The sequence below is a fragment of the Tropicibacter oceani genome (genome assembly GCF_029958925.1).
Taxonomy (GTDB): Bacteria; Pseudomonadota; Alphaproteobacteria; order Rhodobacterales; family Rhodobacteraceae; genus Pacificoceanicola; species Pacificoceanicola oceani.
In genome coordinates this window covers 3,864,412-3,890,712 of sequence record NZ_CP124616.1, presented here as the reverse complement: position 1 = coordinate 3,890,712, position 26,301 = coordinate 3,864,412, and the positions used below count along the sequence as shown (strand labels likewise).

The window sequence follows — 26,301 nt, the reverse complement described above, 5'->3', positions numbered from 1 at the left end:
AAACAGGGAGATTTCCATGCTGCTCTTGATTCTCGGCGTCGCGCTCTGGTGGGCTGCGCATCTTTTCAAACGTGTTGCGCCCGAACGGCGCGCCGCGATGGGCGACAAGGGCAAGGGGATCATCGCCGCCGCGCTTGGCGTGTCGATCCTGCTGATGATCTTTGGCTACCGGATGGCCGATGGCGCGTTTTTCTGGGGCCGTCATCCCGCCACCGCGGGCATCAACAATCTGCTGATGATCGCCGCGCTCTATTTCACCTCGCCCGGCCCGTCCAAGGGCGCGCTGTTCTACAAGATGCGCCACCCGATGCTGACGGGCTTTGCGATCTGGGCTGGCGCGCACCTGCTGGTGAACGGCGATATCCCGTCCTTCATCCTGTTCGGCGGGCTTGGCATTTGGGCCATCGTCGAAATGCAGGTCATCAACCGGGCCGAACCGAACTGGACGCCTCCCGCCAAGGGTCCGATCAAAAAGGACATCATCTTTGTAGGCGCCAGCGTCGTGCTGCTGGTGGTGATCGGCTATATCCACACCTGGCTTGGCGCCGCTGCATTCGGGTAACGCTATGAAACTCTACCGCTTCTTGACCGAGGACGACACCTCGGCCTTCTGTCACAAGGTCACCGACGCCCTGAACAAGGGCTGGGTGCTGCACGGCGATCCGACATATGCCTTTGACGCCGCCAATGGCGTCATGCGCTGCGGTCAGGCCGTGGTGAAAGAGGTCGACGGCACCTACACCCCCGACACAAAACTAGGAGAGCACTGACAATGGCAAAGACCAATCCGGGCCGCTTTTTCGAAGACTACAGCATCGGTCAGACCATCGACCATGCGGTGCCCCGGACGGTTTCGGGTGGGGAACGGGCGCTGTACCACGCGCTTTATCCCGCCCGCCATGCGCTCTATTCCTCGGACCAGTTTGCGCAATCCTGCGGGCTGGCCGCGTCGCCCATCGACGATCTGGCCGCCTTTCACGTCGTCTTTGGCAAGACCGTTCCGGATGTATCCCTGAACGCCGTGGCCAACCTTGGCTATGCCGAAGGCCGTTGGCTGTTGCCGGTCTATCCCGGCGATACCCTGCGCTCGACCTCTGAGGTCATCGGGCTGAAACAGAACTCCAACGGCAAGACTGGCGTCGTCTATGTCCGCACCCGTGGACTGAACCAGCGCGACGAGGTGGTGATGGAATATTGCCGCTGGGTCATGGTGCGCAAGAACAACCTCGATGCGCCCGCGCCCGACACCGTCCTGCCAGACCTGAAAAAGGTTCTCGACCCGTCCGATCTGGTGATCCCGCAGGGCCTTGATTTCTCCAACTACGATTTCACCCTCGCGGGCGAGCCGCACCGCTGGGGCGATTACGAGATTGGCGAGAAAATCGACCATGTCGACGGCGTCACAGTCGAAGAGGCCGAACATATGCTGGCCACGCGCCTGTGGCAGAACACGGCCAAGGTGCATTTCGACCTGACCTTCCGCCCCGAGGGCCGACTGATCTATGGCGGGCACGTCATTTCCATGGCGCGCGCGCTGTCCTTCAACGGGCTGGCCAATGCGCAGATGATCGTTGGACTGAACGGCGGCGCCCACGCCAACCCTTGTTTTGCCGGGGACACGATCAAATGCTGGTCCGAGGTGCTGGACAAGGCCGAAACCAATGCGCCGGGCGTCGGGGCGATCCGTCTGCGTCTGGTGGCAACCAAGGGCGGCGCGCCGTTCGCTTTGAAAGGCGAGGACGGCAAGTACGACAAAAACGTGCTGCTGGATCTCGATTACTGGGCCTTGATGCCGCTGTAATGCGGCCCCGGGAGGGTCCTGGGGAAATATTCAAGTTCAGAATCAAGGGCCGCCGGAACGCCTTGCCCATTTCCCGTGCAGCGGGCCGAATTTGTGATCACGCACGAAAAAGCGTGATCACAAATTAACGGAAAACACGCAAGTTGCGCCAAAAAACCGCGATTGTTAGCGCTGTGCCCTCGTGACTTGTGCCACAAATCCATTACAACCCAAGCCAAGGGAACCGAAAGGACTTCACTATGGCCGACGTGAATCGGGGCAATCGCCCGCTGTCACCGCACCTGCAGATCTACCGCCCGCAGCTGAACTCAGCCACCTCGATCTTTACCCGCATCACCGGCAACGGCCTGATCGTGGGCAGCTTGATGATCGTCTGGTGGCTGCTCGCCGCGGCAACGTCCGAAGAGTATTTCAACACGGTCAACGCCTTTGTCACCTCGTGGTTCGGCGATCTGGTCATGTTCCTGTCGCTCTGGGCGCTGTGGTATCACACGCTGGCCGGTGTGCGGCACCTGATCTGGGACAACGCCAAGATGCTGGATCTCAAAAGCGCTGAAATGCTCAGCTGGATCATCATCGGTGGGTCGGCCGTCCTGACCATCCTCACTGCCCTTATCGTGTAAGGAGAACGGACAATGGCATTCCTGACCGACCGCAAGCGCGCCGTGGGCATGGGCTCCGCGAAATCCGGGACCGAGCATTTCTGGGCGATGAAGAAATCTTCTGTCGCCCTGCTGCTGCTGATCCCCTTCTTTGTCTTCACCTTCGGCAGCGCCCTTGGCGGCACCTACGAAGAGGTGCTGGCCTACTACAGCCGCCCCTTCCCGGCGATCATCGCCGCGCTGACCATCGCAGTGGGCATGAAACACTTCAACGACGGTGCCCAGGTGATGATCGAGGATTACGTCCACGGCACCGCCGAAAAAGTCGCCATCCTGCTGGTGACATGCCTCAGCTATGGCACGGCGGCGGTGGGCGTCTTCGCCATCGCGCGTCTGGCTCTGTAAGCCGCAACCGGAATTTACGGAGGATTGGATTTTCGCCGAAAATCTTGCTCTCCCTCAGAACAGGTAAAAAGAAATGGCTGCATACGAATACGAGACGCATGATTATGACGTCGTGGTCGTCGGTGCCGGCGGCGCGGGTCTGCGCGCCACGCTGGGCATGGCCGAACAGGGTCTGCGCACCGCCTGCGTGACCAAGGTTTTCCCGACCCGCTCGCACACCGTCGCCGCACAGGGCGGCATCGCCGCGTCGCTGTCCAACATGGGCCCCGACAGCTGGCAGTGGCACATGTATGACACCGTCAAGGGCTCGGACTGGCTTGGTGACACTGACGCCATGGAATACCTCGCCCGCGAGGCGCCCAAGGCGGTTTACGAATTGGAACACTACGGCGTGCCGTTCTCGCGCACCGAAGAGGGCAAGATTTACCAGCGTCCCTTTGGCGGCCACACCACCGAATTCGGCGAAGGCCCTCCGGTCCAGCGCACCTGCGCCGCCGCCGACCGCACCGGCCACGCCATCCTGCACACGCTCTATGGGCAGTCGCTCAAGAACAACGCGGAATTCTACATCGAATATTTCGCCATCGACCTTCTGATGGAGGACGGCGTCTGCAAGGGCGTCCTGTGCTGGAAGCTCGACGACGGCACCATGCACGTCTTCAACGCCAAGATGGTCGTTCTGGCCACCGGCGGCTATGGCCGTGCCTATTTCAGCGCCACCTCTGCCCATACCTGCACCGGTGACGGCGGCGGTATGGTCGCGCGGGCGGGCCTGCCGCTGCAGGACATGGAATTCGTGCAGTTCCACCCCACCGGCATCTACGGCTCGGGCTGCCTGATCACCGAAGGCGCGCGCGGCGAAGGCGGCTACCTGACCAACTCGGAAGGCGAGCGTTTCATGGAACGCTATGCCCCCACCTACAAGGACCTGGCCCCGCGCGACTATGTCAGCCGCTCGATGACCATGGAAATTCGAGAAGGCCGCGGCGTCGGCGAAGAGGGGGATCACATCCACCTCAACCTGTCGCATCTGCCCGCCGAGGCGCTGGCCGAACGCCTGCCCGGCATCTCGGAATCCGCCAAGATCTTTGCCGGCGTCGATGTGACCAAGGAACCGATCCCGGTTCTGCCCACGGTGCACTACAACATGGGCGGCATTCCGACGAACTATTGGGGCGAGGTGCTGAACCCCACCCAGAAAGATCCCAACGCCGTCGTTCCCGGCTTGATGGCCGTGGGCGAAGCAGGCTGTGCCAGCGTCCATGGCGCCAACCGCCTTGGCTCCAACTCGCTGATCGACCTCGTGGTCTTTGGCCGCGCCGCCGCGATCCGCGCCGGCAAGATCGTCAATCCCGAAACCGCCACGCCTAAGGCGCCGGTTTCCCAGATCGACAAGGCCTTTGACCGCTTTGACGGGCTGCGCCATGCCAAGGGCGGTATTCCCACCGCCGATCTGCGCCTTGAGATGCAGAAAACCATGCAGCGCGACGCCGCTGTCTTCCGCACCGCCAAGACAATGGCCGAGGGTGTCGAGGCGATGACCGAAATCGCCGGCAAGATGAGCGATATCAAGGTCACCGACCGCAGCCTGGTCTGGAACTCGGACCTGATGGAAACGCTGGAACTGACCAACCTGATGCCCAACGCGTTGGCCACCATCGTCGGCGCCGAGGCGCGCAAGGAATCCCGCGGCGCCCACGCCCACGAGGATTTCGCCACCCGCGACGATGAAAACTGGCGTGTCCACACGATCAGCCGCGTCGATGGCAACAAGGTCGATCTCAGCTATCGCCCCGTCGTCGTCGACCCCCTCACCACCGAGGAACAGGGCGGGATCGAACTCAAACGCATCGCCCCCAAGGCGAGGACGTTCTGATGCGGACACTCACGGCACTTCTTGGCGCAGGCACCGCCCTGGCCCTGACCGCAACCGCCAGCATCACACTGGCGAATTCGGACCGGGCGGATTCCGAACAGGGCCAGCGCGACATTCTGCTGGCCTGCCAGGATCGGCTGTTCGGCGTGCCGCCCACCGGCGCGGAAACCTACATGGAAACCACCGATCGCAACGGCTATCCGATGGTGCGCGTGATCCAGGGCGGCATCGTCAGCGCCGCCGCTGCCCGCGACATCAACGCCTGCGCCGCGCGCCACCTTGGCTTTGGCGGGCCGCAGGGGTCGGGCTATGTGACGCGCTCCAACGGCGGCATCAACAGCATGTCCGCGGGTTGCTATCCCGGCGCGCCCAAGATCATCGGGGGCACCTCCTATTGCTTCAACTGACCGGATACCGCGCCGCCGCGACCGCCGCGCTGCTGACACTGACTGCCTGCTCGCCGCAGGCCCAGGATCAGATCGCCCGCGAGGCCGCGCGCAGCGCCATCACCCCCGTGGTGGTGGACCGCTTTCCCGGTGTCCCGGTCGAACCGACGCTTGACTGCATCATAGACAACGCCAGCGCGCCGCAGATCCGCGCGCTTGCCCTCGACAGCGTGGCGGGGCCATCCCAGTCCACGGTCGAAATCGTCACCAATATCGTCTCGCAGCCCGAGACGCTCACCTGTCTGGCAGCCGAAGGCCTGCCCGCATTGCTTCGCTAAGGAGAGAGAGATGGTTCAATTCACCCTCCCCAAGAATTCCAAGATCCGCACGGGCAAGACTTGGCCCAAGCCGGAAGGGGCAACCAACACCCGCAAGTTCCAGATCTACCGCTGGTCGCCCGATGACGGCGAAAACCCCCGCGTCGACACCTATTTCGTCGACATGGACAAATGCGGTCCGATGGTTCTGGACGCGCTGATCAAGATCAAGAACGAGATTGATCCCACCCTGACCTTCCGCCGGTCCTGCCGTGAAGGCATCTGTGGCTCTTGTGCGATGAACATCGACGGGATCAACACGCTGGCCTGCATCTACGGGCTGGATGAAATCAAGGGCGACGTCAAAATCTATCCGCTGCCGCACATGCCGGTGGTGCGCGACCTGATCCCAGACCTGACGCATTTCTACGCCCAGCACGCCAGCATCATGCCCTGGCTGGAAACCAAGACGAACCGCCCCGCCAAGGAATGGAAGCAGTCCATCGAGGACCGCAAGAAACTTGATGGCCTGTATGAATGCGTGATGTGCGCGTCCTGCTCGACGTCCTGCCCGTCCTACTGGTGGAACGGCGACCGTTACCTTGGACCGGCCGCGCTGCTGCACGCCTACCGCTGGATCATCGACAGCCGCGACGAGGCAACGGGCGAACGCCTGGACGAACTCGAAGACCCGTTCAAGCTGTACCGCTGCCACACGATCATGAACTGCGCCCGGACCTGCCCCAAGGGGCTGAACCCGGCGCTGGCGATTGCCGAGATCAAGAAGATGATGGTCGAACGCGCCGTCTGATGTCCGGCGATCCGCTGAAATTTCAAAGCCCCGAAGAGCTGGAAAAGCTCCTCGGGGCTTTGTCGTTGCGTCTGCATTACATCAACCGCGTTGCTGCAGGGGAAAGCACGTTCCACTGGTGGTACGCCGAATTGCTTGCCGCGGTTGCCCAGCTTGCGCCGCTGCTGGACGACAAGGAGATCCGGCAGGATTTCGGCGACGGATGGACCGCGGGCCGCGATCCCGACCCAAGGGCCCGCCTGCTTGCGCTGATCGAGCAGGGGCTGCCAACGAGGTGACGCAAAGACAGTTGCAAGATGCGCAATCCGACTTTGCAACGAATTGGGGATGCGTTGGGGCGTGCAGGGTTTATCTTGCCGGGCAGGGAGGCGACGCCAAAAAAGGAAAGGCATCTCCGATGCAAGAGCAGCAGAAAACCCCCGCCCAAAAGGCCATCGAAGTCCTTGAACAGGCTTGGGCCTATTACACCCCCGAACAGCGCCCCGCCAGCACCGCCCCGGTTTACGAAGACCTGCCCATCGCGGCGTGACCCCAGCGCATTGATGGCGCGGCGCAGGCTTCCACCGCGCCGCGCCTTCCTTTAAACCCGGCCCATGTTTATCGTCGTGGGTCTGATCATCGCCTTTGTCCTTGTCGCGGTCTTTTCCAACCGCGCCACCCGCCAATGCCGTTGGCGCGAATACAAAAGCGGGGCTGACAGCCACTGGCATTGCGTCCATTGTGGGGCTGAAACCACAGGCGCGCAGGGCACCCCGCCCAAACGCTGCCTTCGCCCGGACGACGCATGACGCACATCTCCTTTCTCTGCCCGCCCGACCTGCTGGGTAAGATCCCCGAACCGATCCCGGCCTCAAAAGCGCTGCCGGACTGGTTCCGTGCCCTCCCGCGCGAAATGGGCATGGCCGACGCCCCCTTTACCCCGATCGCGCCGCACCACCCCGGCCAGATCGGTGCGGACAAGCCCCCGTTTCAGGGCAAACAGCCGCTGAAGTTCATCAACCCCTGGCGCGTCCTGCTGCCGCCGGGCTGGTCCGCCGCCTTTGTGCACCCGATCAACCATTTCGAACTGCCGTTCCGGGCGTTCAACGGCGCCGTCGACTGCGACGCGCTTGACGTGCCGGTCAACATCCCCTTCCTGTGGGTAGGGACAAGCCCCGACATCGACTTGCCCGCCGGGCACCCCCATGGTGCAGGTCATCCCCTATCAGCGCGCCGCCATGTCCCTGACCGCCGAAGTTCGCGCCGAAACCAAGGCCGAGGCCGACCAGCGCGCCACCGCCTCGACCGCAAACATACCGAAGAATCCGTCTACGCCCGGGAATGGCGCCGCCGCCACGAACGCGGCTGACCGCCACAGGGAACCCGCCATGTCACAGCCCCCCACCGACGCCGACGCCCGCCGCTCCATCCCGCCGGTGATCTGCTACCCCAATGACACGCTGCCCGTGCCCGACATGGCGCTTTACGCAAGCGCGCTGGCCACCGCCCGGGTAACCGACACGGCCACCGCCGCCCCGCGCGACGCCTGCCATTTCCACGTCCCCGGTGGCTGCTTCTTTCGCATCACCTGCACCGACGGCCCGCAGGTCGGCGATCTGAACCTGTGGCACGCGCAGGACCTGTCCGAACGCTTCTACTCGGGCAAGACCCGCGCCCTGCATGGCACCCACCTGACCACCGGCGAACGCCTGTGGTCGGCCTTTCCGCACCTGCGCCCCATGGCTACCATCGTCGAGGATACGCTGGACTGGTACGGCATCGACAAATTCGGCGGCGCGGTGCACGACGTGATCGGCACGCGCTGCGATCCCTATACCGGCAACCTGCTGCAGGGCACGCAATACCACCACTGCTGCCATTCCAACCTGACCCGCGCGCTGGCGCAGGCGACGGGGCTGCGCGCCGATCAGGCCGAACCGCATGTACACGACGTGCTCAATGTCTTCATGTGCACCGGCTTTACCCGCGACACCGGCCAATATTTCATGAAGGCCAGCCCGGTGCGCCCCGGCGATCACCTGACCTTTTTCGCGGAAATCGACCTGCTCGGCGCGCTCAGCGCCTGCCCGGGTGGTGATTGCAGCAGCGAACACAGTTCGGACAGCGCCGCCTGCCACCCGCTGCGGGTCGACATCCTGACACCGGACCCGGACAGCCTGACCGGCTGGCAAGAGCCCGCGAAAAACGGCTACGACCGCAGCCACGGCCTGTAGGGCGGGGTGTTGCCCGCGCCCCCGTCCGGCGCTAGCCGTGCACGAAATGCACCCGGTCAAACGAGCGCCGCCAATCAGCCACCTCGGACGCCAGCGCCTCGGGGTCGTTGCGGCGCAGCGCCTGCGCGATCAGCGCGCCAAGGCGCGGCATGTCCTGCACGCCCATGCCCCAGCGCACGATCTCGGGCGTGCCGATCCGCAACCCGTTCAAATCGCCCGGCACCTCGGGCAGGGGCAGTCCGATCCCGCAGGTCAGGAACCCGGCCTTGCGCAACCGCTGCGACGCGGCCTGACCGCCACCCAGCGGCGCGGCCTTCAGGGCGAACTGGTGCGACGCGGTAAAGCCCTTTTCGGCCCCGAACACCTCCAGCCCTTCCTGCGCCAGCGCCGCCGCCAGGGCCTGCGCCACCGCGATCATGGCGCGCGCATAATCCGGGCCGAAATCGCGCCAGTCCAGCAGGCTGACAGCCAGCGCCGCCGATTTCGCCGCGTCGAAATTCGCCGTCATGCCGGGAAAGGCGATGGCATCCAGCCGCTCGGCAACCGCCGCGTCATTGGTCACGATCAGCCCCGAGGGCGGGCCGCCAAGGCTTTTGTAGGTGCTCATGGTCATCACATGCGCGCCCGCTGCCAGCGGGTTGTCCCAGACGCGTCCGGCGATCAGCCCGCATTGGTGGGCGGCGTCGAACAGGACCGTCGCGCCGACGCTATCGGCAATCTCGCGGACCCCGGCCACGTCATGGGGCCACAGGTTCAGCGATCCGCCCACGGTGATCACCTTGGGCCGCGCTTCCTGCGCCTGTCGCCACAGCCCGTCCAGATCCAGCGTATAGCCATCCGCATCGACCGGGGCAGGGACGGTTTTCAGCCCGTACAGCCCGGCGCAGCCATCGCCATGATGGGTCACATGCCCGCCGATCGTAGCCGGGGGCGCGATGATGGTGTCGCCCGGACGCGCCAGCGCCATAAAGGCATAAAGGTTCGCCATCGCGCCCGAGCCGACGCGGATTTCCGCATAGCGCGCGCCGAAAACCTCCGCGGCCAGTTCGGCGGCAATCACCTCGACCTCTTCTATGGCTTCCAGCCCGGTTTCGTATTTGTCGCCGGGATAGCCCAGCGATGGCCGCACCCCCATCCCCGAGGCCAGCAGCGCCTCGGCCCGTGGATTCATCACGTTGGTGGCGGGGTTCAGGTTGAAACAGTCCCGTTCGTGGATTTCGCGCGACTGCGAGGCCAGCGCCTCGATCCGCGTGCTCAGCGTTTCGGCGTCCTGTTGCGCCACTTCGCCTGCGATCCTTTGCACCAAGGCTTCCGAGGCTTTTGGCACCCATGCGCGGGGTTTCAGCATGATCCGACTCTCCGTTCAGGTTGGCCTTGTGCCGCCCTTTGCAAACAGAAAAACCCGCCCGGCGCATTTGCGCAAGGCGGGTTTGAGGTCGCGATCCGGCGGGATCAGGAAAAGGCGGCTTCCAGCGCGATTTCCACCATGTCGCCAAAGGACCGCTCGCGCTCGGATGCGGGCAGGGCCTCGTGGGTGATGAGGTGGTCCGACACGGTCAGAACCGCCAGTGCACGCACGCCGTGACGGGCCGCCAGATTATACAGTTCGGCTGCCTCCATTTCGACGCCCAGAATGCCGTGGCGGGTCATCTGTTCGGTCAGGTCGGGGCGTTCGTCATAAAACACATCCGACGAATAAATGCCGCCCACGTGATGGGTCACACCGCGCCCGGCGGCCACATCGGCGGCGGCACGCAAAAGACCATAATCCGCGCAAGGGGCGAAATTCAATTCCTTGAATATCCCGCGCGATGGCGTGGACAGGGACGATGCCGTCATGGCAAGAATGACATCCCGAATGCCGACGCTTTCCTGCATTGCCCCGCAAGAGCCAATTCGGATAAGCGTCTTTGCCCCGTATTGCGTGATCAGCTCATTGGCATAAATCGACAGGCTGGGCATTCCCATGCCCGACCCGTGGATCGTGACCGGATGCCCCTTGTAGGTGCCAGTATAGCCCAGCATCCCGCGCACCCGGTTCACGCATTCAGGATTGTCCAGAAAAGTCTGGGCCGCCCATTCCGCGCGCAGCGGATCCCCGGGCATCAGGACAGTCGGCGCAATCTGCCCCGGCTGAGCCGCGATATGAGGGGTCATGGTCGCGCTCCGATCACAGGGTCAGATCTTCAAGCGACTTGCCGGCGGCCAGGGCGTCGATCACCCAGTTGGGTTTGCGGCCACGTCCTGTCCAGGTCTGGCTGGCATCGGCGGGGTTGGCGTATTTTGGTTCGCCCTTTGACCCCTTGGTGCCGGCGCCAATCACCTCGTCCAGCGAAAATCCGAATTCCTTCGCGGCCTTTTCGGCGGCGCGTTTTGCTTCGGCCTTGCGGCGGGCATCGACCGATTTCAACGCCTTTTGCGCGTCCTTGATCAAAGTCTGCAGCTCTTCTTGGGACAGGCTGTCCAGATCGATATTCATGTTCTTTCTCCTTGGCTTTCCCAGACCATTAAAATCTATTCGTATAAATACATAGTATCGTTTTGTGACAGTCATTCAATTAATCGGGATTAATCCGGGCAATTGACGCTGAATAGCGAAAGGCCGCCCCCATTTAAGAGAGCGGCCAATCGTTAATTCTTGTCTGGGTTGAGGCTGGTTATTCGGCAGCTACGGCCTGCGGATCGGCCAGCGTCACGACATCGCGCATGATCGCGTTCAGCTCGAAATCCTTGGGGGTATAGACCTTGGCCACACCCATCGCCCTCAGCCGCGCCGCGTCCTCGTCGGGGATGATCCCGCCGACCACCACCGGGGTGCCCAGACCGGCCTCGCGCATGCGGGACATGACCTCTTCGACCAGCGGGATATGGCTGCCCGACAGGATCGACAGACCGATCACATGGGCACCATTGCCCGCCGCCTCGACGATCTGTTCGGGCGTCAGGCGGATGCCCTCATAGTCGATGTCCATCCCGCAGTCGCGCGCGCGAAAGGCGATCTGCTCGGCGCCGTTCGAATGCCCGTCCAGCCCCGGCTTGCCCACCAGGAACTTCAACCGGCGGCCAAGGCGGTCAGATACCGCGTCGACCATGGCGCGCAGATCCTCCAGCCCTTCGGTCTTGTTCGACATGGCCTTGGACACACCTGTGGGCGCGCGGTATTCGCCATGCACGGCGCGCATTTCGCCCGCCCATTCGCCTGTGGTCACCCCGGCCTTGGCGCAGGCAATCGACGCCGGCATGACGTTCTGGCCCATTGCGGCCGCCTCGCGCAGCGCCGCCAGCGCGGATTTGACCGCCGCCGCGTCGCGCTCGGCCCGCCATGCATTCAGCCGCCCGATCTGTTCCTGTTCCACCGCCGGGTCGACCACCATGATGCCGCCGTCTTCCCCGACCAGGGGCGAGGCTTCGCCCTCGGTCCAGCGGTTCACGCCGACGACGACCGTTTCGTTGCGCTCGATCCGACCCAGCCGTTCGGCATTCGACTCGACCAACCGGCCCTTCATGTAGTCGATCGCGCCAATTGCGCCGCCCATGGATTCGATGTTTGCCAGTTCCGCCCGCGCGCCGTCTTTCAGCGCCTGCACCTTGCGTTCCACGGCCGGGTTGTTTTCGAACAGGTCGTCATATTCCAACAGGTCGGTTTCATAGGCCAGGATCTGCTGCATCCGCATCGACCACTGCTGATCCCAGGGGCGCGGCAGGCCCAGCGCCTCGTTCCAGGCAGGCAGCTGCACGGCGCGCGCCCGGGCCTTTTTCGACAGCGTCACCGCCAGCATTTCGATCAAAATCCGGTAGACGTTGTTTTCCGGCTGCTGTTCCGTCAGGCCAAGGCTGTTGACCTGCACGCCATAGCGGAACCTGCGGTACTTGGCCTCGTCCACGCCGTAACGCTCCAGCAGGATCTCGTCCCACAGATCGACAAAGGCGCGCATCTTGCACATCTCGGTGACAAAGCGGATGCCCGCGTTCACGAAAAACGAAATCCGCCCGCAAAGCGCCGGGAAATCCTCATCCGCGACGCGCGGTTTCAGCTCGTCCAGAACCGCGATGGCGGTGGCCAGCGCAAAGGACAGTTCCTGTTCCGGCGTCGCGCCCGCCTCTTGCAGGTGATAGGAACACACGTTCATCGGGTTCCATTTCGGCACATGCTGATAACAGTATTCCGCCACGTCGCCGATCATCTTCAGGCTGGGTTTCGGCGGACAGATATAGGTGCCGCGCGACAGGTATTCCTTGATCAGGTCATTTTGCACCGTGCCTTGCAGCTTGGTCACATCCGCGCCCTGTTCCTCGGCCACCGCGATATACAAAGACAGCAGCCAGGGCGCCGTCGCGTTGATCGTCATCGAGGTGTTCATCTGGTCCAGCGGGATATCCTGAAACAGGGTGCGCATGTCGCCCAGATGGCAGACCGGCACGCCGACCTTGCCGACCTCGCCCTTGCTCAGGATGTGATCGCTGTCATAGCCGGTCTGGGTCGGCAGATCGAAAGCGACCGACAGGCCGGTCTGGCCCTTGGCAAGGTTGGCGCGGTACAGCGCATTCGACTTTTCGGCGGTCGAGTGGCCCGCATAGGTGCGGATCAGCCAGGGGCGATCTTTGGTGGTCTCGGTCATCGGGGCCTCCGTCTGGGCGGTTCAATCCGGGCAATCTTGTTGCGTCGGGCGATTGATACGCGAAATAATATGTCGCTGTCAATTCGCCGCGATGCAGCGATCCGGCGCATTATATCGCAGTTGCAGCATCGAGGGGAGTCGCTGCATCGCGGCGCGACATGCGAATTTTGAAATCTGTACCAAAAGCCCCCCGGTTTCGTACCAAACCCCCGCCGCGCGGCGCATTATCCAGGCGCACCGGCCCCGACGCCATGTCATTTCGGGCGAAACGGCGAAAACCGGGGCAGTTTGGTGCGATTCGCGCGGGCTTTGGTACGGATCGACCCTCTTGCCCCGCGTTGCCGGCCCTGCGAGGGTAACTGACAATGACGCATCCCGTGACGCTCCCGCTCTGGCTTTTCGTTCTGATCCTGCTTTTTGCAGCGGTCACTTTCGCGTCCCACTTTCTGTTCCCGTCGGTGCGCTGGTTCTTTCGGCGGCGGATGGAGCGCGCGGTCGCCCGGTTGAACACCCGGCTGCAACGTCCGATCCAGCCGTTCAAGATGCTGCGGCGCTACGATCTGATCCAGCGCCTGTGCTATGATCCGGACGTCACCCAGGCGATTGTCGATTACGCCCGCGACACCGGCGTGCGCGAAGACGTGGCCTTTGAAAAGGCGCGCCGCTATGCGCGCGAAATCGTGCCGTCCTTTTCGGCCTTTGCCTATTTCGGCTGGGGGGTGCGGGCGGCGCGGCTTTTGTCGAATGCGCTGTACCGGGTCAGGCTGGGCCATCACGATCCGCGCGAACTGGCCGGGGTCGATCCTGACGCCACCGTGATCTTCATCATGAACCATCGTTCGAACATGGATTACGTGCTGGTCACGCATCTGGCCGCCGACCGCACGACGCTGTCCTATGCGGTGGGCGAATGGGCGCAGGTCTGGCCCTTGTCGCGGCTGATCCGGTCGTTGGGGGCCTATTTCATCCGGCGCAATTCGCGCGACGGGCTGTATCGCATGGTGCTGCGGCGTTATGTGCAGATGGCCGCCGCGGCCGGGGTCACGCAGGCAATCTTTCCCGAAGGCGGGCTGAGCCTGGACGGTGCCCTGCGCCAGCCCAAGCTGGGCCTGATCAGCTATATCCTCGAAGATCTGGACATGGAGGCGCGGGACGTGGTCTTTGTTCCGGTGGCGCTGAACTATGACCGCGTGCTCGAAGACAACGTTCTGATCGCCAAGCTCAGCTCTGGCGCCGATCGCTTTGGCGCCTCGATCACGCATATCCTGACGGCAGTTTTCAAACAGCTTTGGCTGCGTCTGACCGGGCGGTTTCACCGCTTTGGCTATGCTGCGGTCAGTTTCGGAAAACCCCTGTCGCTGCGCGAGAATTCCGGGATAGCGCGCGACCCCGAGGCCCTGTCGCACACCCTGATGGACCGCGTCGCCGAGATTGTTCCGGTCCTGCCGGTGCCTTTGGTGGCCCATGTCCTGATGCAGGGTCCGGCCAGCAAAGTGGTCTTGGCCGAAAGGTTCGAAGCGGCGCTTGGTACGCTCGCCCCCTCTCATGTGCACCTGCCGCGCAACGATCCTGCCTATGCGCTGGACTTCGGCCTGCGCGCCCTGATGCAGCGCGGCGCAGTGATCGACCAGACCGGCACCTACGTGATCCCGCACGAGACGCGCACCATCGTAACCTTCTACGCCAACTCGATCGCGCACCTGTTTCCGCCCAAAGGCTGAGTTTCTGCACACGCATCGGAAATTCTGCACTCGCTCGGTTATAAAATTTCAAAAAGTCATTTCTTGGAGTTGCATTGTTGCGCGACCCTGCGTATTCATTTCTGCAACGCCGCGAATCTGCGCTGCAATCGCGAAATAGTTAACAACTGGACAAAGACAGGAGGCCACCATGGCTCTGGACACGCAAACGGGGATCGCCCAGTACGACGCGCCGGAAAAAGACCTCTATGAGATCGGCGAAATGCCGCCCCTCGGCTATGTTCCCAAGAAAATGTATGCTTGGAACATCCGCCGCGAGCGTCACGGCGATCCGGACAAATCCTTTCAGGTCGAAGTGGTCGACACCTGGGACGTCGACAGCCACGAGGTGCTGGTCCTGGTGATGGCGGCGGGCGTCAACTATAATGGCGTCTGGGCCGGCAAGGGCGTTCCGATCAGCCCCTTTGACGTGCATGGTCAGGATTACCACATCGCCGGGTCCGATGCCTCGGGCATCGTCTGGAAAGTCGGCGACAAGGTGAAGAACTGGAAAGTGGGCGACGAGGTCGTGATCCACTGCAACCAGGACGACGGCGACGACGAAGAGTGCAACGGCGGCGATCCGATGTTCTCGCCCAGCCAGCGGATCTGGGGCTACGAGACGGGCGACGGCTCCTTTGCCCAGTTCACCCGTGTGCAGGCCCAGCAGCTGATGCCGCGCCCCAAGCACCTGACCTGGGAAGAGGCCGCTTGCTATACCCTGACGCTGGCCACCGCCTACCGGATGCTGTTCGGCCATCACCCGCACGAGCTCAAGCCCGGGCAGAACGTCCTGGTCTGGGGCGCCTCGGGCGGCCTGGGGTCCTATGCGATCCAGCTGGCCAACACGGCGGGCGCCAATGCGATCGGCGTGATTTCGGACGAAAGCAAACGCCAGTTCGTCATGGACCAAGGTGCCAAGGGCGTCATCAACCGCAAGGATTTCAACTGCTGGGGGCAGCTGCCCACGGTGAACACGCCCGAATACAACGAGTGGCTCAAAGAGGCGCGCAAGTTCGGCAAGGCGATCTGGGAGATCACCGGCAAGGGCGTCAGCGTCGACATGGTGTTCGAACACCCGGGCGAAGCGACATTCCCCGTCTCCACGCTGGTGGTGAAGAAAGGCGGGATCGTCGTGATCTGCGCCGGCACCTCGGGGTTCAACTGCACCTTTGACGTGCGCTACATGTGGATGCACCAGAAGCGTCTGCAGGGGTCGCACTTTGCCAACCTCAAGCAGGCTGCCTCGGCTAACCGTCTGATGATCGAGCGGCGCCTTGATCCCTGCATGTCCGAGGTCTTTCCCTGGGAGGACATCCCGGCGGCGCACATGAAGATGATGCGCAACGAGCACAAGCCCGGAAACATGGCGGTTCTGGTTCAGGCCCCCAAGACCGGACTGCGGACCTTTGAGGATGCGCTCGAAGCGCGCAAGTAAGCACCGCCCACAGCCTTTGCAAACGCCCGCGAATCGCCCCCCGGCATCGCGGGCGTTTCGCATTCCGGGGCCCCGTTTTTAGAAACAACGGCTTATTTTTCGCCCCCTCGCAGTTTTTGGGGAGGGGAATTCCGTGAATTTTGGCGTGAATCGGCACGTGCTATAGTTGTTTTAACGCTTCATTAACCACCTGAAAGAGAGACTCAACATGGGACATGATTGGATACTCGACGTTCTGACCGACCTGAAGACATTCGCAGGTGCGAACGGGCTGCCTACGCTCGCCGCACAGCTGGATGACGCGTCGCTTGTGGCGCAGGCCGAGATGGCGTCCCATGTTGAGGGGACGGGAATTGGTGTTTGCGGACGACACACCGCACTTGGAAGGACTGATCGAACGGTTGGAGCGCGCTGAAGGTCTGGATGACCTGCAGGGCGTTATCGAGGTCCTGCGTGATGCGTTCAAGGTTGACCACCTGATTTATCATTGGGTCAACAGTAACGGAGACCAGTATGGTTGCGGCACTTATGATATGGATTGGGTCAACAGGTATGTCGAAAAGGGCTATCTGCGCGTCGATCCCGTCATTGCCGGCTGTTACCAGCGCTTCCATCCCGTGGATTGGAAGCAGCTTGACTGGTCAAGCAAGGCGGCCCGCGCTTTCATGCAAGAGGCCATCACCTACGGCGTAGGAAACCAGGGATATTCGATCCCGATCCGCGGGCCGAATGGGCAGTTCGCCCATTTCACCCTTAGCCACAGTTGCAACGACGAAGAATGGGAGGCGTTCACAACCAGACACCGCCGGGATCTGATCCTGATCGCGCACTCATTCAATCAAAAGGCGCTTGAGTTCGAGCCTGGCCGCAAGCCGGAAAGCTCTCAGCCCCTGTCCCCCCGCGAGATCGAGGCAATGACCCTCCTGGCGACAGGCCATAACCGGGCACAGGCGGCCGACGCCCTGTCCATTTCGGAACATACATTGCGGGTTTACGTGGAAAGCGCGCGCCACAAGCTGGGCGCGATGAACACGACTCATGCGGTGGCACGGGCCCTCAGTAGAGGTTTGATCGTGGTGTAGGCGGGCAGAGCGTAAAGCTCTGCTTAGACCCGCGTGCGATCGGGTTAAGTGTCGTTAACCTGGCTCGATCAGATTTTCCCCATCAACGACTTTCGTTCAGGGGAAAAACACAATGATCCGTTACATCTATGGCGAAGACCTTCACAAGTTCCCGCGTCTGGCACGCACCATGTTCGAAGACCGCGCGGCGCAGTTCAAATCGCGCCACGACTGGGATGTGTCTGTCGACGAGGATGGGCTTGAGCGGGATGAATACGATCACGAAAACCCGCTGTACATCATTTATCAGAACCCCGACGGCACCCATGGCGGGTCGCTGCGGCTGATGCCGACCATGGGACCGACCATGGTGAACGATCACTTCACCCATCTGACGGACGGTGTGACGGTCAAAAGCCCGCTGATCTGGGAATGCACCCGGTTTTGTCTGGCCCGGGGCGCCAAGCCCGGCGTGGCGGCTGCGCTGATGCTGGCCGGTGGCCATGTCATGGAAGAATTCGGCGTCGAGCATTTCGTCGGGGTGATCTTTGCCCACATGGTCCGCGTCTTCCGCCGCATCGGATCGACCCCCGAGGTACTGGGCACCGTCGGCGAAGGCCGCGAGGCGATCAGCGTCGGCATCTGGGAATTCACCCCCGAAACCCAGGCCAAGGTCGCCAAAAGTGCTGGCGTCTCGATCGAGATGTCAAAGCGCTGGTTCGAAATGTCCTTTGGCCATGTCTTCCAGACCCGGGAACTTGCGGCCGCCTGATCCTGACGGCCGCCTTGGGGGGCAATGCCCCCCTTTTGGCTGCCAGGGCCATATCTGGGTCTGGCATGGGGCGAAAGGCGCAGGTAATGTGCCCGGATGAACGCCCCAGCCATCATCTTTTCCGACGATCAGGCCCTTGCCTTTGACAAGGTGTCCGAACTTTTGCGCGACGCCGGTGTCGATCTGCACAACGGTCTTTGCCTGCCCGCCGCCGAAGGGCGCAGCCGCGTCATGGCGCTGATGGGCAAGGCGGGCAGCGGCAAGACGCTGTTGCTGGCCGAACTGGTCAAGGCGCTCGAGGCGGCCGGGGTGGAAACCGTGTCGGGCGACTACGAAGGCAAGCCGCGCAAGGATCGCCGGACGCTGGCCATTCTGGCCCCCACGAACAAGGCCGCCAGCGTGCTGCGCATGCGCGGCGTACCCGCCACGACGATCCACCGCATCATCTATACCCCGGTCTACGATCCCGAATACGAAAAGCTGGCCGAGTGGCTGATGGGCGAGGGCGAGCGCCCCGACCTCGAAGAGCTGACCGACGAAGGTTTTGCCCGGGCGCAGGCCAGCTATGAGCAGCACAAGTCGATCCCTGCGGCACTGGCGGCGGCTGGCCTGCGCGGCAGCGATTTCATCACCGGCTGGAAACGGCGGGAAGAGCCCTTGGACATCGGGCTGGTGGACGAAGCCTCGATGCTCGATGATCGTCAGTTCGATGATCTCAAAGAGATTTTCCCAAACCTCGTGCTGTTCGGCGATCCCGCTCAGCTGGCGCCGGTGAACCAGTCGGGCAAGCTGGTCTTTGACGGGTTGAAGGACGAACAAAAGCTGGAATTGCACCGGGTGCACCGGCAGGCGGCCGACAACCCGATCCTGGATCTGGCCCATGCGCTGGCCGACCCGGCCTTGGGCTTTGAAGACTTTGAGCGCATGATCGAGGCGAAGGCCGCGCAGGATGATCGCGTGGTCTGGGCGCAGCGGGTCGAGGTCGACCTGATGGCGCGCAGCCCCGTGCTGGTCTGGCGCAATGCCACCCGCATCCGGCTGATCAACGCCTTTCGCTCGGTCCATGGCGCGCCAGAGACCGAGCTTTTGCCCGGAGAGCCGTTGATCTGCGACGGTATCGAACTGCCGCTGAAACACCGAAAGAAACGACTGGACCTTGAGGCGCGCGGCCTGATCAAGGGCGCGCAGGTGATCTATCTGGGGCCGGGGCGCAAGCCGGGGTTCTCGCGGTTGCATGTGGTGGGCGCGCCGGAACCGCAGGTTTCGGCCGCGTCGATCGTCAAGGTCGAAAAACCCGACGAGGAAGAACCCTTTATCCCCTATGCCGCGCGCATGGGGGCGACCTTTTTGCATGGGGCGGCGGTGACGATCCACAAGGCGCAGGGCAGCCAGTGGGACGATGTACAGGTCTTTGCGCCCGATCTTTATGCCGCCGCGCGCATGGGCCGGACCGAGGCGGGCCAGCCGCTTTGGAAACGGCTGGCCTATGTGGCGATCACCCGCGCCCAGACGCGGCTGCTGTGGGTGGTGCGCAATCGGTTGTCGCGGCCCACGGACGGGCTGCGCATCGACGATCTGGGGGGCACCCCGGCGCCGCTGACGCTGGAGGCCGAAAGCGAATCCCCCGGCTTTCTGTGATCCCTACACCTTGATGATCGTCTTGCCGGTATTGCCGCCCGTCAGCATCGCGATAAAGGTCTCGGGCGCGTTTTCCAGCCCTTCGGTGATGTCCTCGAGATAGGCGATTTCGCCCTTGGCGACCCTTGGGGTCATGTCTGTCAGGAACGCCGGAAAACCATCCCAATGGTCAAAGATGATGAAACCGTTGACCGACAGACGCTTGGTCAGGATCGTGCGCCAGATCTGCGGCAGCTTGTCCGAACTGCCGCCGCCATACCAGGCGATGGTGCCGCAGACCGGGACGCGCCCGCCGACATTCATCAGCGGCATCACCGCCTCTAGAACCTTGCCGCCGACGTTTTCCCAGTAGATGTCGACGCCGTCCGGGCAGGCCTGTGCCAGCGCTTTGCGCAGCGACCGGGCGTCGTCAAAGGCATGGTGATCTATCGCGGCGTCAAAGCCGAAACTGTCGCGCGCCAGGGTGCATTTCGCGGCGCCGCCGGCGATGGCGACGGTGCGCAGCCCGGCGGCCTTGGCCAATTGCCCGACGGTCGCGCCGACCGGCCCGGTGGCGGCGGCGATCACCAGCGTTTCGCCCGCCTTGGGGCGTCCATAGACCTCGAGCGCTTTCCAGGCGGTAAAGCCGGGCATCCCCAGCACACCCAGCGCGGTTGTGGCCGGCACGCTGTCATCCAGCACCCGCAGTTGATTGCCCGGAAGGACCGCGTGGCTGGCCCAGCCGGTCATGCCGGTGACCATGTCGCCCTCGGCGATGCCCTCGACATCCGAGGCCAGAACCCGGCCAACCCCCTGGCCGATCATGGTTTCCCCCAGCGCCAGCGAGGCGGCATAGCTGCCCGCGTCGTCCATGCGGCCGCGCATGTAGGGGTCCAGCGAATGATGCGTGACCTCGACCAGCACCTGATCGGCCTCGGGTTTTGGCACAGGGCCGGTTTCAAAGGCGAAATCCTCGGGGACGGGCAGCCCGGTGGGGCGGCGGGCAAGGGCGATACGGCGCATCTGGCTGGACATGAAGCTTCCTGACGTCATCTTTTGTGAAACGGGTTGCGCTATGGGCAACAACTTGGCCACTGTAGTGGCACGTCAGCAGACGGCAAGGGGAGGGCCAGATGCAAGGCATGATGATGACTATGCCGCTTTCGATCATCGAGATCTTGCGGTACGGCGCCGAGGCACATCCAGGCGCGGAAATCGTTTCGGTCCGGACCGAGGGCGATCTGCACCGCGAAACCTATGCCGAGGCGTTCCGGCGCACCGCGCAACTGGCGCATGGGCTGGCCGGGATCGGCATCGGGCAGGGGGACCGCGTCGCGACCCTGGCTTGGAACGGCTATCGCCACTTTGAACTTTATTACGCCAGCAGCGGCATGGGGGCGATCTGCCACACGATCAACCCGCGCCTGAGCGCCGAACAGATGCTGTATATCATCGCCCATGCCGAGGATAAGGTGCTCTGCGTCGATCTGACTTTTGTCCCGATGGTCGAGGCGCTGGCCGATCACCTTCCCAAGGGTCTGAAACTGGTGGCCCTGACCGACCGGGCGCATATGCCCGCCAGCCCCCTGGACTGGCTGTGTTACGAAGAGCTGCTGGAAGGCCAGCCCGACAGCCATGACTGGCCGGTCCTGCCCGAAGAAACCGCATCGGGGCTGTGCTATACCTCGGGGACGACGGGCCACCCTAAGGGCGCCTTGTACAGCCACCGCTCGACCGTGTTGCACGCCATGAACCTGGCGATTTCGGTGCCGCGCAGCCTGCACGAAGGCGCGCGCATCCTGCCAGTGGTTCCGATGTTCCACGTCAATTCCTGGGGTCTGCCCTATGCCGCGCCGATTGTCGGCGCCTCGCTGATCATGCCCGGCGGCAAGCTGGACGGCGCGTCGCTGTTCGACCTGATGCAGTCCGAGGCAGTCACCGCCAGCTGGGGTGTTCCGACGGTCTGGCTGGGTCTGCGCGGGGAAATCGACAAGCGCGACGCCATGCCTTCGGCGCTGGACCAGCTGGTGATCGGCGGCAGCGCCGCGCCGCGCGCCATGATCGAGTTCTTTGAAAAGCGCGGCGTCGATGTCTGCCACGCCTGGGGCATGACGGAAATGAGCCCGGTCGGCACCCACGGGCAGCTGTCGCATTCGATGCAGGATCTGCCCTTTGACCAACGCATGGCGATCAAGTCCAAGCAAGGCCGCCGGGTCTTTGGTGTCGATCTCAAGATCGTCGATGATCAGGGCCGGACCCTGCCGCAGGACGGCAAGGCGGTGGGCGAATTGTTCGTGCGCGGCAACACCATCGTGTCGGGTTATTTCAACAACCCCGAAGCCAGCCACGAAGCATTGGACAGCCAGGGCTGGTTCGGCACCGGCGACGTGGCCAGCATCGACCCCGACGGGTTCCTGTACATCCAAGACCGCGCCAAGGACCTGATCAAATCGGGCGGCGAATGGATTTCCTCGATCGACCTGGAAAACATCGCCATGGCCCACCCCAAGGTGGCCAATTGCGCGGTGATCGCCATTGCCCACCCCAAATGGGACGAACGCCCCCTGCTGATCGTCGTGCCCCGCGATCAGGACGATCCCCCCGATCTGTCCGAAATTCACCAGATGATGCTGGAACACGTGGCGAAATGGCAGTTGCCCGATGCGATGGAATGCGTCGAGGACCTGCCTCTGACCGCCACCGGCAAGGTGTCGAAACTGACGCTGCGCCAGCGCTTTGACGGCTACGAGCTGCCCGATGCTGGCTGACGATCTGCGGGGCAAGCCCCCGACCACAACCGATTGGTTCACCCTGGACGCCGCCCGCGTGCAGGCCTTTGCCGATGCCACCGAAGACTGGCAGATGATCCACCTGGATGATGCCCGCGCCGCCGCCGAAACCCCCTTTGGCGGGGCTGTGGCGCATGGGTTTTTGACCCTGTCGATGCTGTCGGCCATGTCCTATCAGGTCGTGGGCACGCTGCCCGGGGTCGCCAGCAGCGTGAACTATGGCTTTGACCGCATCCGCTTTATCAGCCCGGTGCGCGTGGGCAAACGCATTCGCGGCGTGTTCACCGTTGCCTCGGTCGATGAACCCGAAGGCGCGCTGGATGTGCATTGGGACGTGATCATCGAAATCGAAGACCAGGACCGCCCGGCGCTGGCCGCCAACTGGATCACACGCTTTTTTCTGGAGGACTGAATGGACCTTGGCATGACAGAGCGGGTCAAACCGCTGATCGAACAGGTTCGGCGCATGATCGAGGACGAGATCGCCCCGCTGGACGCCGAGTTCCACGCCGAAGTGGGCAAGCATCCGTCAGGCGACCGGTTCAAACACACCGACCGGCAGCTGGAAATCCTGGGTGGCCTCAAGGCCAGGGCGCGCGACCGCGGGCTGTGGAACTTCTGGCTGACCGGCAGCGACCGGGGCTATGGCCTCAGCACCGTGGAATACGCCTATCTCGCCGAGGAAATGGGCAAGGTCCACATCGCCGCCGAAGTGTTCAACTGCAACGCCCCCGACACCGGCAACATGGAGGTGCTGGAACGCTACGGCGAACAGTGGATGAAAGACCGCTGGCTCGCCCCCTTGCTGAACGGCGACATCCGTTCGGCCTATGTGATGACGGAGCCCGACGTCGCCTCCTCTGACGCCGCGCAACTGGCGTTTGAGGCGCGGCGCGACGGCGATGATTTCATCCTGAACGGCGAAAAATGGTGGATCAGCGGGGCGGGGGATCCGCGCTGCGGGCTTTACATCCTGATGGCCTGCACCGATCCGGATGCGGCCAAGCATTCGCGCCACACCATGTTCGTGCTTGACCCCGATCTGGAGGGGATCGAAGTGCTGCGCCCCATGCATGTCTTTGGCCAGGACGACGCACCGCACGGGCACATGCACATCCGGTTCACCAATGTCCGGGTGCCCACCGCCAATATCGTGCTGGGTGAAGGGCGCGGGTTCGAGGTGGCGCAGGGCCGGCTTGGACCGGGGCGCATCCACCACTGCATGCGTGCCATCGGGCAGGCCGAAAAGGCCCTGTCGATGATGTGCCAGCGCGGCCTTGCCCGCGAGGCATTCGGCAAACGGATCAGCGACCTTGGCGCCAATTACGACATCATCGCCAATGCCCGGATGGAGATAGAAATGGCCCGGCTGCTATGCCTGAAAGCGGCCTGGATGATGGACACCGCCGGGGTGCGCGCCGCCCAGCCGTGGATTTCCAAGATCAAGGTGATCGCCCCCCTGATGGCCGGCAAGGTCATCGACGAGGCGATGCAACTGCACGGCGCGGGCGGCATTTCGCAGGATTATGACCTTGCCCATATGTGGACCCACGTGCGCACCCTGCGCTTTGCCGATGGTCCCGACGCGGTGCACCGCCGCCAGGTGGCCCGGGCCGAACTGCGCAAACACGTGAACGAGAAGATCTGATGCAGTCCGCCCAGCTTGAGGCCGTGGCGGACTGGATGGCGCGCCACGTCGCGGGCTTTCAAGGCCCGCTTCGCGCCACGAAATTCGAGGTCGGCCAATCCAACCCGACCTTTCGGCTGGACAGCCCGTCGGGGACTTACGTTCTGCGCCGCAAACCGCCCGGTGTGCTGCTGAAATCGGCCCATGCGGTCGATCGCGAATACCGGGTGCAAAAGGCCTTGGCCGGCAGCGCCGTGCCCGTCGCCCGGATGCATGCGCTCTGCGAGGACGAGGCCGTGACCGGCTCGATGTTCTACATCATGGACCACGTCGAGGGGCGCAGCTTTGTCGATCCGTCCATGCCAGAGGAAACCCCGCAAACCCGCGCCGCCATCATTGCCGAAATGGCGCGCGTCCTCGCGGCGATCCATGACGTCGATCTGGACGCCACCGGCCTGACCGATTTTGGCCCACCGGGCAGCTATTACGAAAGGCAATTCGCCCGCTGGGTAAAACAATACCGGGCCAGCGAAACCGACCCGATCAAGGATATGGAGGCGCTGATCGACTGGCTGGGCGCCAACATGCCTGCTGACGACGGTCAACGCACCCTTGTCCACGGCGATTACCGCATCGACAACATGCTGTTTGCGCCCGGTGGCACCGGATGCCGTGCCGTGCTGGATTGGGAGCTGTCCACCCTTGGCCACCCCTACGCCGATCTCGCCGGGGTCATCATGCAATGGCAATTGCCTCCCGGCAGCGAAGGCCGCGGGCTGGCCGGCATCGACCGCGCCGGCGCGGGCCTGCCTTCGGATTCGGATTTCGTCGCGCAATACTGCGCCCTGCGCGGCCTGCCCGGGATCGACAATTTCGGCTACTACGTCGCCTTCGCCTTCTTCCGAATGGCCGCGATCCTGCAAGGCGTCAAGAAACGCGCCCTTGACGGCAATGCGGCCAACCCGGAAAAAGGCTTGAAACTCGGGGGCTTCGTCCCCCGCTTTGCCGAACTGGGGCTGGAGGCCCGCCACAGCCATGGATGATCGCTTCCGCGAAGCCCCCTACGCCTTTGCCGCCCATATCGGCATGGAAATGCTGGACTGGTCGCAGGGCTATTCCAAATTCCAACTGCCGCTGGTCGATCACACCATGAACCGCCACGGCAACCCGCACGGCGGTATCCACGCCTCGCTGCTCGATACGGTCATGGGCTATGCGGGCTGCTGGACGGGCGATCCGGACCGCCTGCAGATGTGCCTGACGCTCAGCCTGAACGTCCAATACCTGTCGCGCCCGCGCGGCACGCTGTTCCTTGCCGAGGGCCGCCAGACCGGCGGCGGCAAAAGCACCTTCTTCGCCGAGGGCGAGATCCGCGACGAAACCGGCGAACTCATCGCCAAGGGCACAGGCACCTTCCGCTACCGCAAAGGCGCCTGAGCGTCTCTTCTTCTTGGGTCAAATACTCCGGGGGTGTGGGGGCTGGCCCCCACGTACCGCCCTCAAACGCCCTGCGCTGCCGCCCGAATGGCCGCGATGTTCTGGCCGTAAACCTCGGGCTGCGAAACCGACCCGCCCCGGAAAACGGCCGATCCCGCCACCAGCACGTCTGCGCCCGCCGCCGCAACCAGGGGCGCGGTCACCGGATCCACGCCGCCGTCGATCTGGATATGCACCTCGCGGTCGCCGATCATCTGGCGGATCTTGCGAACCTTGGCCGTCATGTCGATGAACTTTTGCCCGCCGAACCCGGGGTTGACCGTCATCACCAGTACCATGTCGGCCATGTCGATCAGATCCGAAACCGCCTCGGCCGGGGTGCCGGGGTTCAGCGCCACGCCCGCCTTCATGCCCGCGCCGCGAATGGCCTGCAGCGTGCGGTGAATATGCGGCCCCGCCTCGATATGGGCGGTCAGCATGTCGGCGCCGGCATCGGCATAGGCGTCGATATAGGCATCGACCGGCGAGATCATAAGGTGCACGTCCATGAAGGTCTTCACATGCGGGCGAAAGGCCTTCACCGCAGGCGGGCCAAAGGTCAGGTTCGGCACGAAATGCCCATCCATGACATCGACATGCACCCAATCGGCGCCCTGTGCCTCGATGGCCTGGATCTCGCGGCCGAAGTCGGCGAAATCGGCGGACAGGATCGACGGGGCGATCTTGATGGAACGGTTGAAAGTCATTGCACGGCCTCCTTGACCACGGGACGCGCCCCGGACCTGATCCGG

The 26,301-nt window shown here is 63.3% G+C and carries 30 protein-coding genes; 24 read left to right on the top strand and 6 right to left on the bottom strand.

The window, feature by feature from the left end:
* Positions 1-16: 16 nt before the first annotated feature.
* From QF118_RS18680 to QF118_RS18615, 14 genes are all read left to right on the top strand, one after another.
* The gene (locus tag QF118_RS18680; RefSeq protein ID WP_282300547.1) at positions 17-562 is read left to right on the top strand and encodes an NnrU family protein; all 546 of its coding nucleotides are present in this window, start codon (positions 17-19) and stop codon (positions 560-562) included.
* Positions 563-566: 4 nt separating this feature from the next.
* Positions 567-770: a DUF1737 domain-containing protein gene (locus tag QF118_RS18675; RefSeq protein ID WP_282300546.1), complete on the top strand. Its 204-nt coding sequence runs from the start codon at positions 567-569 to the stop codon at positions 768-770.
* Between the two features lie 2 nt (positions 771-772).
* Complete coding sequence (locus tag QF118_RS18670; RefSeq protein WP_282300545.1) at positions 773-1,801, top strand: MaoC family dehydratase; 1,029 nt, start codon at positions 773-775, stop codon at positions 1,799-1,801.
* A gap of 239 nt (positions 1,802-2,040) precedes the next feature.
* Positions 2,041-2,424 carry a succinate dehydrogenase, cytochrome b556 subunit gene (sdhC, locus tag QF118_RS18665; protein ID WP_282300544.1) on the top strand — a complete coding sequence of 128 codons (384 nt, stop codon included), beginning with the start codon at positions 2,041-2,043 and terminating at the stop codon, positions 2,422-2,424.
* 12 nt (positions 2,425-2,436) lie between these two features.
* Positions 2,437-2,808: a succinate dehydrogenase, hydrophobic membrane anchor protein gene (gene sdhD / locus QF118_RS18660; RefSeq protein ID WP_282300543.1), complete on the top strand. Its 372-nt coding sequence runs from the start codon at positions 2,437-2,439 to the stop codon at positions 2,806-2,808.
* A 73-nt stretch (positions 2,809-2,881) separates the two neighbouring features.
* Entirely contained in the window at positions 2,882-4,684 is a 1,803-nt protein-coding gene (gene sdhA / locus QF118_RS18655) for a succinate dehydrogenase flavoprotein subunit (protein ID WP_282300542.1), read from the top strand.
* Positions 4,684-5,091 carry a hypothetical protein gene (locus tag QF118_RS18650; RefSeq protein WP_282300541.1) on the top strand — a complete coding sequence of 136 codons (408 nt, stop codon included), beginning with the start codon at positions 4,684-4,686 and terminating at the stop codon, positions 5,089-5,091. The genes sdhA and QF118_RS18650 overlap by 1 nt, the downstream gene beginning before the upstream one ends.
* Positions 5,079-5,408, top strand: a complete 330-nt coding sequence (locus QF118_RS18645; RefSeq protein ID WP_282300540.1) for a hypothetical protein — start codon at positions 5,079-5,081, stop codon at positions 5,406-5,408. The genes QF118_RS18650 and QF118_RS18645 overlap by 13 nt, the downstream gene beginning before the upstream one ends.
* A 10-nt stretch (positions 5,409-5,418) precedes the next feature.
* Complete coding sequence (locus tag QF118_RS18640) at positions 5,419-6,198, top strand: succinate dehydrogenase iron-sulfur subunit (RefSeq protein WP_282300539.1); 780 nt, start codon at positions 5,419-5,421, stop codon at positions 6,196-6,198.
* Positions 6,198-6,476, top strand: a complete 279-nt coding sequence (locus QF118_RS18635; RefSeq protein WP_282300538.1) for a hypothetical protein — start codon at positions 6,198-6,200, stop codon at positions 6,474-6,476. Before QF118_RS18640 ends, QF118_RS18635 begins: the two co-directional genes overlap by 1 nt.
* A 119-nt stretch (positions 6,477-6,595) precedes the next feature.
* Positions 6,596-6,727, top strand: a complete 132-nt coding sequence (locus QF118_RS18630; protein WP_282300537.1) for a hypothetical protein — start codon at positions 6,596-6,598, stop codon at positions 6,725-6,727.
* Between the two features lie 64 nt (positions 6,728-6,791).
* Complete coding sequence (locus QF118_RS18625) at positions 6,792-6,986, top strand: hypothetical protein (protein ID WP_282300536.1); 195 nt, start codon at positions 6,792-6,794, stop codon at positions 6,984-6,986.
* Positions 6,983-7,546, top strand: a complete 564-nt coding sequence (locus QF118_RS18620) for a hypothetical protein (RefSeq protein WP_282300535.1) — start codon at positions 6,983-6,985, stop codon at positions 7,544-7,546. Before QF118_RS18625 ends, QF118_RS18620 begins: the two co-directional genes overlap by 4 nt.
* Before the next feature lie 19 nt (positions 7,547-7,565).
* Positions 7,566-8,411, top strand: coding sequence for an urea carboxylase-associated family protein (locus tag QF118_RS18615; protein ID WP_282300534.1), 846 nt, complete (start codon positions 7,566-7,568; stop codon positions 8,409-8,411).
* Positions 8,412-8,442: 31 nt separating this feature from the next.
* Here the strand turns inward: QF118_RS18615 and QF118_RS18610 are convergent, their stop codons facing one another.
* The 4 genes from QF118_RS18610 to QF118_RS18595 all read right to left on the bottom strand — a co-directional run bounded on the left by QF118_RS18610 (position 8,443) and on the right by QF118_RS18595 (position 13,030).
* Entirely contained in the window at positions 8,443-9,759 is a 1,317-nt protein-coding gene (locus tag QF118_RS18610; protein WP_282300533.1) for a serine hydroxymethyltransferase, read from the bottom strand.
* 104 nt (positions 9,760-9,863) lie between these two features.
* Positions 9,864-10,568, bottom strand: coding sequence for a purine-nucleoside phosphorylase (deoD, locus tag QF118_RS18605; protein ID WP_282300532.1), 705 nt, complete (start codon positions 10,566-10,568; stop codon positions 9,864-9,866).
* Between the two features lie 13 nt (positions 10,569-10,581).
* Positions 10,582-10,890 carry an H-NS histone family protein gene (locus QF118_RS18600; RefSeq protein ID WP_282300531.1) on the bottom strand — a complete coding sequence of 103 codons (309 nt, stop codon included), beginning with the start codon at positions 10,888-10,890 and terminating at the stop codon, positions 10,582-10,584.
* Positions 10,891-11,068: 178 nt separating this feature from the next.
* The gene (locus QF118_RS18595) at positions 11,069-13,030 is read right to left on the bottom strand and encodes a protein meaA (protein WP_282300530.1); all 1,962 of its coding nucleotides are present in this window, start codon (positions 13,028-13,030) and stop codon (positions 11,069-11,071) included.
* A gap of 365 nt (positions 13,031-13,395) precedes the next feature.
* Here QF118_RS18595 and QF118_RS18590 point away from each other — a divergent pair, with 365 nt between their 5' ends.
* The 5 genes from QF118_RS18590 to QF118_RS18570 all read left to right on the top strand — a co-directional run bounded on the left by QF118_RS18590 (position 13,396) and on the right by QF118_RS18570 (position 19,678).
* Complete coding sequence (locus QF118_RS18590) at positions 13,396-14,751, top strand: 1-acyl-sn-glycerol-3-phosphate acyltransferase (RefSeq protein ID WP_282300529.1); 1,356 nt, start codon at positions 13,396-13,398, stop codon at positions 14,749-14,751.
* Positions 14,752-14,920: 169 nt separating this feature from the next.
* The gene (gene ccrA, locus QF118_RS18585) at positions 14,921-16,207 is read left to right on the top strand and encodes a crotonyl-CoA carboxylase/reductase (protein ID WP_282300528.1); all 1,287 of its coding nucleotides are present in this window, start codon (positions 14,921-14,923) and stop codon (positions 16,205-16,207) included.
* 335 nt (positions 16,208-16,542) lie between these two features.
* Positions 16,543-17,289 (top strand): helix-turn-helix transcriptional regulator, encoded by a 747-nt coding sequence (locus QF118_RS18580; RefSeq protein WP_282300527.1) that lies wholly within the window; start codon positions 16,543-16,545, stop codon positions 17,287-17,289.
* A gap of 112 nt (positions 17,290-17,401) precedes the next feature.
* The gene (locus QF118_RS18575) at positions 17,402-18,040 is read left to right on the top strand and encodes an acyl-homoserine-lactone synthase (RefSeq protein WP_282300526.1); all 639 of its coding nucleotides are present in this window, start codon (positions 17,402-17,404) and stop codon (positions 18,038-18,040) included.
* 96 nt (positions 18,041-18,136) lie between these two features.
* Entirely contained in the window at positions 18,137-19,678 is a 1,542-nt protein-coding gene (locus tag QF118_RS18570; RefSeq protein WP_282300525.1) for an ATP-dependent DNA helicase, read from the top strand.
* Between the two features lie 3 nt (positions 19,679-19,681).
* On the opposite strand, the gene QF118_RS18565 is transcribed toward QF118_RS18570, so the two are convergent.
* Positions 19,682-20,692, bottom strand: coding sequence for an NADP-dependent oxidoreductase (locus QF118_RS18565; RefSeq protein ID WP_282300524.1), 1,011 nt, complete (start codon positions 20,690-20,692; stop codon positions 19,682-19,684).
* Positions 20,693-20,790: 98 nt separating this feature from the next.
* On the opposite strand from QF118_RS18565, the gene QF118_RS18560 reads away from it, so the two are divergent.
* From QF118_RS18560 to QF118_RS18540, 5 genes are read left to right on the top strand one after another with little or no spacing between them, the layout of a single operon-like run.
* A complete protein-coding gene (locus QF118_RS18560) occupies positions 20,791-22,425 on the top strand; it encodes a long-chain-fatty-acid--CoA ligase (RefSeq protein WP_282300523.1) in 1,635 nt (544 codons plus the stop codon).
* Positions 22,415-22,858 carry a MaoC family dehydratase gene (locus QF118_RS18555; protein ID WP_282300522.1) on the top strand — a complete coding sequence of 148 codons (444 nt, stop codon included), beginning with the start codon at positions 22,415-22,417 and terminating at the stop codon, positions 22,856-22,858. Before QF118_RS18560 ends, QF118_RS18555 begins: the two co-directional genes overlap by 11 nt.
* Positions 22,859-24,094, top strand: a complete 1,236-nt coding sequence (locus tag QF118_RS18550) for an acyl-CoA dehydrogenase family protein (protein ID WP_282300521.1) — start codon at positions 22,859-22,861, stop codon at positions 24,092-24,094. It begins immediately after the preceding gene.
* Complete coding sequence (locus tag QF118_RS18545) at positions 24,094-25,116, top strand: phosphotransferase family protein (RefSeq protein ID WP_282300520.1); 1,023 nt, start codon at positions 24,094-24,096, stop codon at positions 25,114-25,116. Before QF118_RS18550 ends, QF118_RS18545 begins: the two co-directional genes overlap by 1 nt.
* On the top strand, positions 25,109-25,510 hold the full coding sequence (locus tag QF118_RS18540; protein WP_282300519.1) for a PaaI family thioesterase: 402 nt from the start codon (positions 25,109-25,111) through the stop codon (positions 25,508-25,510). Before QF118_RS18545 ends, QF118_RS18540 begins: the two co-directional genes overlap by 8 nt.
* A 62-nt stretch (positions 25,511-25,572) precedes the next feature.
* Here the strand turns inward: QF118_RS18540 and rpe are convergent, their stop codons facing one another.
* Positions 25,573-26,256, bottom strand: a complete 684-nt coding sequence (rpe, locus tag QF118_RS18535) for a ribulose-phosphate 3-epimerase (RefSeq protein WP_282300518.1) — start codon at positions 26,254-26,256, stop codon at positions 25,573-25,575.
* Positions 26,257-26,301: the final 45 nt, after the last annotated feature.

Bases quoted from the DNA above. Each gene is read 5' to 3' on its own strand.
- QF118_RS18680 (WP_282300547.1), top strand. From the start codon at position 17: ATGCTGCTCTTGATTCTCGGCGTCGCGCTCTGGTGGGCTGCGCATCTT.
- QF118_RS18675 (WP_282300546.1), top strand. From the start codon at position 567: ATGAAACTCTACCGCTTCTTGACCGAGGACGACACCTCGGCCTTCTGT.
- QF118_RS18670 (WP_282300545.1), top strand. From the start codon at position 773: ATGGCAAAGACCAATCCGGGCCGCTTTTTCGAAGACTACAGCATCGGT.
- sdhC (WP_282300544.1), top strand. From the start codon at position 2,041: ATGGCCGACGTGAATCGGGGCAATCGCCCGCTGTCACCGCACCTGCAG.
- sdhD (WP_282300543.1), top strand. From the start codon at position 2,437: ATGGCATTCCTGACCGACCGCAAGCGCGCCGTGGGCATGGGCTCCGCG.
- sdhA (WP_282300542.1), top strand. From the start codon at position 2,882: ATGGCTGCATACGAATACGAGACGCATGATTATGACGTCGTGGTCGTC.
- QF118_RS18650 (WP_282300541.1), top strand. From the start codon at position 4,684: ATGCGGACACTCACGGCACTTCTTGGCGCAGGCACCGCCCTGGCCCTG.
- QF118_RS18640 (WP_282300539.1), top strand. From the start codon at position 5,419: ATGGTTCAATTCACCCTCCCCAAGAATTCCAAGATCCGCACGGGCAAG.
- QF118_RS18635 (WP_282300538.1), top strand. From the start codon at position 6,198: ATGTCCGGCGATCCGCTGAAATTTCAAAGCCCCGAAGAGCTGGAAAAG.
- QF118_RS18630 (WP_282300537.1), top strand. From the start codon at position 6,596: ATGCAAGAGCAGCAGAAAACCCCCGCCCAAAAGGCCATCGAAGTCCTT.
- QF118_RS18625 (WP_282300536.1), top strand. From the start codon at position 6,792: ATGTTTATCGTCGTGGGTCTGATCATCGCCTTTGTCCTTGTCGCGGTC.
- QF118_RS18620 (WP_282300535.1), top strand. From the start codon at position 6,983: ATGACGCACATCTCCTTTCTCTGCCCGCCCGACCTGCTGGGTAAGATC.
- QF118_RS18615 (WP_282300534.1), top strand. From the start codon at position 7,566: ATGTCACAGCCCCCCACCGACGCCGACGCCCGCCGCTCCATCCCGCCG.
- QF118_RS18610 (WP_282300533.1), bottom strand. From the start codon at position 9,759: ATGCTGAAACCCCGCGCATGGGTGCCAAAAGCCTCGGAAGCCTTGGTG.
- deoD (WP_282300532.1), bottom strand. From the start codon at position 10,568: ATGACCCCTCATATCGCGGCTCAGCCGGGGCAGATTGCGCCGACTGTC.
- QF118_RS18600 (WP_282300531.1), bottom strand. From the start codon at position 10,890: ATGAATATCGATCTGGACAGCCTGTCCCAAGAAGAGCTGCAGACTTTG.
- QF118_RS18595 (WP_282300530.1), bottom strand. From the start codon at position 13,030: ATGACCGAGACCACCAAAGATCGCCCCTGGCTGATCCGCACCTATGCG.
- QF118_RS18590 (WP_282300529.1), top strand. From the start codon at position 13,396: ATGACGCATCCCGTGACGCTCCCGCTCTGGCTTTTCGTTCTGATCCTG.
- ccrA (WP_282300528.1), top strand. From the start codon at position 14,921: ATGGCTCTGGACACGCAAACGGGGATCGCCCAGTACGACGCGCCGGAA.
- QF118_RS18580 (WP_282300527.1), top strand. From the start codon at position 16,543: ATGTTGAGGGGACGGGAATTGGTGTTTGCGGACGACACACCGCACTTG.
- QF118_RS18575 (WP_282300526.1), top strand. From the start codon at position 17,402: ATGATCCGTTACATCTATGGCGAAGACCTTCACAAGTTCCCGCGTCTG.
- QF118_RS18570 (WP_282300525.1), top strand. From the start codon at position 18,137: ATGAACGCCCCAGCCATCATCTTTTCCGACGATCAGGCCCTTGCCTTT.
- QF118_RS18565 (WP_282300524.1), bottom strand. From the start codon at position 20,692: ATGTCCAGCCAGATGCGCCGTATCGCCCTTGCCCGCCGCCCCACCGGG.
- QF118_RS18560 (WP_282300523.1), top strand. From the start codon at position 20,791: ATGCAAGGCATGATGATGACTATGCCGCTTTCGATCATCGAGATCTTG.
- QF118_RS18555 (WP_282300522.1), top strand. From the start codon at position 22,415: ATGCTGGCTGACGATCTGCGGGGCAAGCCCCCGACCACAACCGATTGG.
- QF118_RS18550 (WP_282300521.1), top strand. From the start codon at position 22,859: ATGGACCTTGGCATGACAGAGCGGGTCAAACCGCTGATCGAACAGGTT.
- QF118_RS18545 (WP_282300520.1), top strand. From the start codon at position 24,094: ATGCAGTCCGCCCAGCTTGAGGCCGTGGCGGACTGGATGGCGCGCCAC.
- QF118_RS18540 (WP_282300519.1), top strand. From the start codon at position 25,109: ATGGATGATCGCTTCCGCGAAGCCCCCTACGCCTTTGCCGCCCATATC.
- rpe (WP_282300518.1), bottom strand. From the start codon at position 26,256: ATGACTTTCAACCGTTCCATCAAGATCGCCCCGTCGATCCTGTCCGCC.